The following is a 5,644-nucleotide window of genomic DNA, read 5'->3' on the forward strand; positions in this document are numbered from 1 at the left end:
GCATGTTCCGCGTCCTTGCAATACTGTGTTTACATACAGTCTATCGCTTAGCGGAAAGTTCTTTTACCCTCAGCCGAAATGCCTGCCGTTGCTAGACATTGCCAGCCAGTGCCCGTCACTCCCACTCGATTGTAAACAAGCACACAAAACCCTTTAGTGACAACAATTTGCAAGAACTATCAGGCTCAGTGCCATGAAAAATACCATGACCAGATCATGAGGTTGAACACGGCTTGCGCCGGCAGCGTTCACGCTCCTGGTCGGCGATCTCGCCCGGCTGCAATGCTAGCTCAGCATCGGTCATGCGCTCCAGCACGTCGCGTAGGCGGATGGTGCAAGGAATGGGCGGCAGCTCGAACTCATAGCCGCCGGCGATCATTTCGGCCGCAATCTCCTCGGTGATGAAAAACGGCTCGTCGTCTTGGTTCGGCTTCTTCATGCCCTTTCCTCCTGGCGCTCATCCTGGCCGACAGCGGCCAGGGCATCGGCTTCCGTCAATGCGTCCTCCACGAACGCGCCGTGCTGCTTCGCTTCGGCCTGGCTGACCTCGGCCCATATCCGTTTCACCTGGGCCGCACTGTACCCGGCCAGCTCGGCGGTCTTGTTGATGCTGTAGCCGGACTTGCGCAGCGCGACAACTTGGGCGCGGCGCTTCGGATCAGCACGGCGGCCCTTGTACCGCCCGGCCTGGCGGGCCAACTCAATGCCTTGGCGCTGGCGTTCGCGCCTGTCCTCGTAGTCGTCGCGGGCCATCTGCAAGGCCAGGCGAAAAAGCATGATCTGCACGGCTTCCAGCACGATCTTGGCGACGCCCTGGGCCTCGGCCGCCAGGTCGGATAGATCGACCACGCCAGGGACGGCCAGGCGTGCGCCTTTGGCCTGTATCGAGGCCACCAGGCGCTCGGCCTCGGGCAAAGGTAGGCGGCTGATGCGGTCGATCTTCTCGGCAATGACCACCTCGCCGGGCTGTAGGTCGCCGATCATGCGCAGCAGCTCAGGCCGGTCGGCGCGTGCGCCGGATGCCTTCTCACGGTAGATGCCGGCGACGTAGTAGCCGGCGGCCTTCGCGGCCGTAGTGATCGCCTCTTGGCGTTCCAAGTCCTGCGCGTCGGTGCTGACGCGCAGATAGACCCGCGCCACCATCGGCGCGGCTACTGGCTTCGTCCTGCGCATACTTGCGGGCTCCTTTGGGCATACTCAAATGCACCCATCTTAAACTGGCAGCTAATGTACAAAAGTTGATAGAAGCACACAAGTTCAATTTTGCACTTCTGCCCCACTATTGCAAAACTGCTTGTTAGTAGCCGTTTTTTCTTACTGTTTATAGATTCAATAATTTTTGAAACGAAAAATTGGGACTAAACATTTCGGTTTCGTTTTCTGTCGATTCGTCCTGCGTATCTTTTGCATAAACAAACATTTGTTGTTCGTAGTTTTCGATGGCATTTTCAATACTTGTAAATTCTCCGTTTGTAAGGTTTTCAGACAATATCAAAGCATCCAATAATCCCGTATTTACACCCTGTCCTGCAAAAGGCGACATCAAATGAGCAGCATCGCCAATCATTGTTATGGGTAATGGACGGTTACTTTTCCAATCATTGTTCAAAGGAAATTTCCTTGTGGGCAAGCATTGAAATGTTGATACCGAACGTATTAATTGTTTGTAAACTTCACTCCATTTGGAAAATCTTTTCAATAAAAAATCGGCAACGCTGTTTCTGTCCTGAAAATCTAAGGGAATTTTATTTTTCCATTCATCGGGCGTTTTAAAACTAATTCCTAAATACAATGCACCATTATTATTGGGATTGGCAAACAATAAAATGCCCTGATGTCCCGCCATTAATCGGTTGCCGTTGCATAGCTGAAAAAATCCGGGACAGTTTATTTCCGGTTGAAGAATATCAGCTTGGATGTTGAAAGTACCGGTTTCTTCAACTTGCGTGTCGGTAACAAAGCTCCTTATTTTCGACATTCCACCATTGGCAAGAATAACCAAATCTGCTGTTTCACTCGGTTTATTCTCAAAAGTTAGTGTCCACTTCTTCTTACCAGGTTCAAGCATAACAAGTTTTCTATCCCAAATAACCGTGTCGTTTTCTAAACTATTCAACAAGATAGCCCTTAAGTCATTTCTGTTTATTTCAGGATTGTCAAATCGATTTTCGGGCTTTACATTTTTTGTGGATAAAATATTGCCTTTTTCATCAGCAATATTTACACCCATTGGTAAGGCTAAGTCATAATAAGTTTGTAACAATCCCGCTTTTTTCATTGCTTCCTGACCTGAACCTTTGTGTAGGTCAAGGGTTCCACCAAAAATTCTTGCCTCTCGGTCGTTGTCTCTTTCGTAAACTGAAACGTCTATGCCGTTTTGCTGTAATAATTTTGCCATAGTCAGTCCAACGGGTCCACCACCAATTATTGCAACGTTCTTATCACTAAGTAAATTCATTTGTTTGTCCGTATCTATTCGCATTGTCATTCAAAAATGGCACATAACAAGTGGCTATACGCCAAATGGCGTATATATCCACTATATCTTATTTTGCTAAACCTTTCATTATCAGTGACAAATCCGTTTTCAACCGTTTACCGTTCGTTTCTACTCTCTCAAAAGGATTTATATTCATAGTGCTTTTTGTTAAGTTTTGCTCAAATATACAAATCCTTTCTATATATCTAACAAATCCATCGGACTTTTTAATTGTTCCATTCCCTTGGTGGTAATATGTGTATAAACCTCAGTTGTTTTACTGCTTGAATGACCTAACAACGATTGAATATAACGTAAACTCGTACCATTCTCAAGCAAATGCGTTGCAAAGCTATGTCGTAAGGTATGTACAGTAACTTCCTTTTGAATCTTTACTTTTAAAACAGCTGCTTTAAAAATGTTTTGAATACTTCGGCTTGAGTATGCGCCACCTTTTTGACCTTCAAATAAATAATCTTTTGGTTTATATTCCATAAAGTATGTTCTTAAAATAATTAATGTTTTCTCAGATAAAATGGTATAACGATCTCTTTTTCCTTTTGACTGTTCTATACGAATTTGCATGCGCTTGGAGTCAATGTCTTTTATTTTCAGGTTTATACATTCAGAAATGCGCAAACCTGCCGAATAAATAGTCATCAGAATAGCCTTGTGTTTCACGTTTTCAATAGCGCGTAGTACCCGAATGGTTTCTTCTTCACTCATCACAACAGGAAGTGTTTTTTCTTTTTTTGGTCTTTCGATGAAATATGTTTTCCGTTGTCCACCCAAAACACGTTCGTAATAAAACTGGCACTGTTGCAAAGTTAGCGATGAGGCAGCCTTTTGTCTTATTCAAAGGCCTTACATTTCAAAAACTCTGCTTACCAGGCGCATTTCGCCCAGGGGATCACCATAATAAAATGCTGAGGCCTGGCCTTTGCGTAGTGCACGCATCACCTCAATACCTTTGATGGTGGCGTAAGCCGTCTTCATGGATTTAAATCCCAGCGTGGCGCCGATTATCCGTTTCAGTTTGCCATGATCGCATTCAATCACGTTGTTCCGGTACTTAATCTGTCGGTGTTCAACGTCAGACGGGCACCGGCCTTCGCGTTTGAGCAGAGCAAGCGCGCGACCATAGGCGGGCGCTTTATCCGTGTTGATGAATCGCGGGATCTGCCACTTCTTCACGTTGTTGAGGATTTTACCCAGAAACCGGTATGCAGCTTTGCTGTTACGACGGGAGGAGAGATAAAAATCGACAGTGCGGCCCCGGCTGTCGACGGCCCGGTACAGATACGCCCAGCGGCCATTGACCTTCACGTAGGTTTCATCCATGTGCCACGGGCAAAGATCGGAAGGGTTACGCCAGTACCAGCGCAGCCGTTTTTCCATTTCAGGCGCATAACGCTGAACCCAGCGGTAAATCGTGGAGTGATCGACATTCACTCCGCGTTCAGCCAGCATCTCCTGCAGCTCACGGTAACTGATGCCGTATTTGCAGTACCAGCGTACGGCCCACAGAATGATGTCACGCTGAAAATGCCGGCCTTTGAATGGGTTCATGTGCAGCTCCATCAGCAAAAGGGGATGATAAGTTTATCACCACCGACTATTTGCAACAGTGCCGATAAAAATATATCATCATGAACAATAAAACTGTCTGCTTACATAAACAGTAATACAAGGGGTGTTATGAGCCATATTCAACGGGAAACGTCTTGCTCGAGGCCGCGATTAAATTCCAACCTGGATGCTGATTTATATGGGTATAGATGGGCTCGCGATAATGTCGGGCAATCAGGTGCGACAATCTATCGATTGTATGGGAAGCCCGATGCGCCAGAGTTGTTTCTGAAACATGGCAAAGGTAGCGTTGCCAATGATGTTACAGATGAGATGGTCAGACTAAACTGGCTGACGGCATTTATGCCTCTTCCGACCATCAAGCATTTTATCCGTACTCCTGATGATGCATGGTTACTCACCACTGCGATCCCCGGGAAAACAGCATTCCAGGTATTAGAAGAATATCCTGATTCAGGTGAAAATATTGTTGATGCGCTGGCAGCGTTCCTGCGCCGGTTGCATTCGATTCCTGTTTGTAATTGTCCTTTTAACAGCGATCGCGCATTTCGTCTCGCTCAGGCGCAATCACGAATGAATAACGGTTTGGTTGATGCGAGTGATTTTGATGACGAGCGTAATGGCTGGCCTGTTGAACAAGTCTGGAAAGAAATGCATAAGCTTTTGCCATTCTCACCGGATTCAGTCGTCACTCATGGTGATTTCTCACTTGATAACCTTATTTTTGACGAGGGGAAATTAATAGGTTGTATTGATGTTGGACGAGTCGGAATCGCAGACCGATACCAGGATCTTGCCATCCTATGGAACTGCCTCGGTGAGTTTTCTCCTTCATTACAGAAACGGCTTTTTCAAAAATATGGTATTGATAATCCTGATATGAATAAATTGCAGTTTCATTTGATGCTCGATGAGTTTTTCTAATCAGAATTGGTTAATTGGTTGTAACACTGGCAGAGCATTACGCTGACTTGACGGGACGGCGCTTCCCTACCCTCATGGCCGCCTCCCAGGAATCGACCCAGGTGCTTATCGTGGACATAATCCTTTACTCATAAATTTATCTTATTCCATTATTGTACCTGTCACGCAAAACTTGCAGAAAAGCCATAAACGCAGGAGAATCCTGTCGGCGGTGAGGATAATAAATATGGTAGCCGTCAAAATATGGACACCACTCGGTCAGAACAGCAATCAGCTTGCCGCTTTTGATATATCCATCTGCAACATACTCGGGAATATAGGCAATCCCCAGCCCGTCTAATGCTGCATCGAGCTGATGAATCGTGCTGTTCGCAATATATTGCCCTTTGACTTTCAGACTGAATTTCTGAGCATCTTTCTCGAATTCCCAGGCGTACAATCCACTCGTATCAGAATAGCGGACGTTAATGCAGTTGTGGTTCAAAAGATCCTGCGGCTTCCTGGGCTTAGCATAACGCTTAAAATGGCACTGTTGCAAAGTTAGCGATGAGGCAGCCTTTTGTCTTATTCAAAGGCCTTACATTTCAAAAACTCTGCTTACCAGGCGCATTTCGCCCAGGGGATCACCATAATAAAATGCTGAGGCCTGGC

General features: G+C 46.3%; 7 protein-coding genes. 1 reads left to right on the plus strand and 6 read right to left on the minus strand.

Annotated elements, in window-relative coordinates:
* Positions 1–214 precede the first annotated feature (214 nt).
* From FTU69_RS14485 to FTU69_RS14505, 5 genes are all read right to left on the minus strand, one after another.
* A complete protein-coding gene (locus tag FTU69_RS14485; RefSeq protein WP_000743213.1) occupies positions 215–439 on the minus strand; it encodes a hypothetical protein in 225 nt (74 codons plus the stop codon).
* On the minus strand, positions 436–1,173 hold the full coding sequence (locus FTU69_RS14490) for a recombinase family protein (RefSeq protein ID WP_001366550.1): 738 nt from the start codon (positions 1,171–1,173) through the stop codon (positions 436–438). The genes FTU69_RS14485 and FTU69_RS14490 overlap by 4 nt, the downstream gene beginning before the upstream one ends.
* Positions 1,174–1,321: 148 nt before the next feature.
* Positions 1,322–2,488: a tetracycline-inactivating monooxygenase Tet(X3) gene (locus FTU69_RS14495; protein WP_024160783.1), complete on the minus strand. Its 1,167-nt coding sequence runs from the start codon at positions 2,486–2,488 to the stop codon at positions 1,322–1,324.
* Between the two features lie 189 nt (positions 2,489–2,677).
* Positions 2,678–3,271, minus strand: coding sequence for a tyrosine-type recombinase/integrase (locus FTU69_RS14500; RefSeq protein ID WP_218946440.1), 594 nt, complete (start codon positions 3,269–3,271; stop codon positions 2,678–2,680).
* A 72-nt stretch (positions 3,272–3,343) separates the two neighbouring features.
* Positions 3,344–4,048, minus strand: a complete 705-nt coding sequence (locus FTU69_RS14505; RefSeq protein WP_001067855.1) for an IS6-like element IS26 family transposase — start codon at positions 4,046–4,048, stop codon at positions 3,344–3,346.
* A gap of 129 nt (positions 4,049–4,177) precedes the next feature.
* Here FTU69_RS14505 and FTU69_RS14510 point away from each other — a divergent pair, with 129 nt between their 5' ends.
* Positions 4,178–4,993 (plus strand): APH(3')-I family aminoglycoside O-phosphotransferase, encoded by an 816-nt coding sequence (locus FTU69_RS14510; protein ID WP_000018323.1) that lies wholly within the window; start codon positions 4,178–4,180, stop codon positions 4,991–4,993.
* A 136-nt stretch (positions 4,994–5,129) separates the two neighbouring features.
* On the opposite strand, the gene FTU69_RS14515 is transcribed toward FTU69_RS14510, so the two are convergent.
* Complete coding sequence (locus FTU69_RS14515) at positions 5,130–5,531, minus strand: LysR substrate-binding domain-containing protein (RefSeq protein WP_001183556.1); 402 nt, start codon at positions 5,529–5,531, stop codon at positions 5,130–5,132.
* Positions 5,532–5,644: the final 113 nt, after the last annotated feature.

It is taken from the genome of Acinetobacter sp. YH12134 (assembly GCF_013418555.1).
GTDB classification, from domain to species: domain Bacteria; phylum Pseudomonadota; class Gammaproteobacteria; order Pseudomonadales; family Moraxellaceae; genus Acinetobacter; species Acinetobacter indicus.

Bases quoted from the DNA above. Each gene is read 5' to 3' on its own strand.
- FTU69_RS14495 (WP_024160783.1), bottom strand. From the start codon at position 2,488: ATGACAATGCGAATAGATACGGACAAACAAATGAATTTACTTAGTGAT.
- FTU69_RS14490 (WP_001366550.1), bottom strand. From the start codon at position 1,173: ATGCGCAGGACGAAGCCAGTAGCCGCGCCGATGGTGGCGCGGGTCTAT.
- FTU69_RS14510 (WP_000018323.1), top strand. From the start codon at position 4,178: ATGAGCCATATTCAACGGGAAACGTCTTGCTCGAGGCCGCGATTAAAT.
- FTU69_RS14505 (WP_001067855.1), bottom strand. From the start codon at position 4,048: ATGAACCCATTCAAAGGCCGGCATTTTCAGCGTGACATCATTCTGTGG.
- FTU69_RS14485 (WP_000743213.1), bottom strand. From the start codon at position 439: ATGAAGAAGCCGAACCAAGACGACGAGCCGTTTTTCATCACCGAGGAG.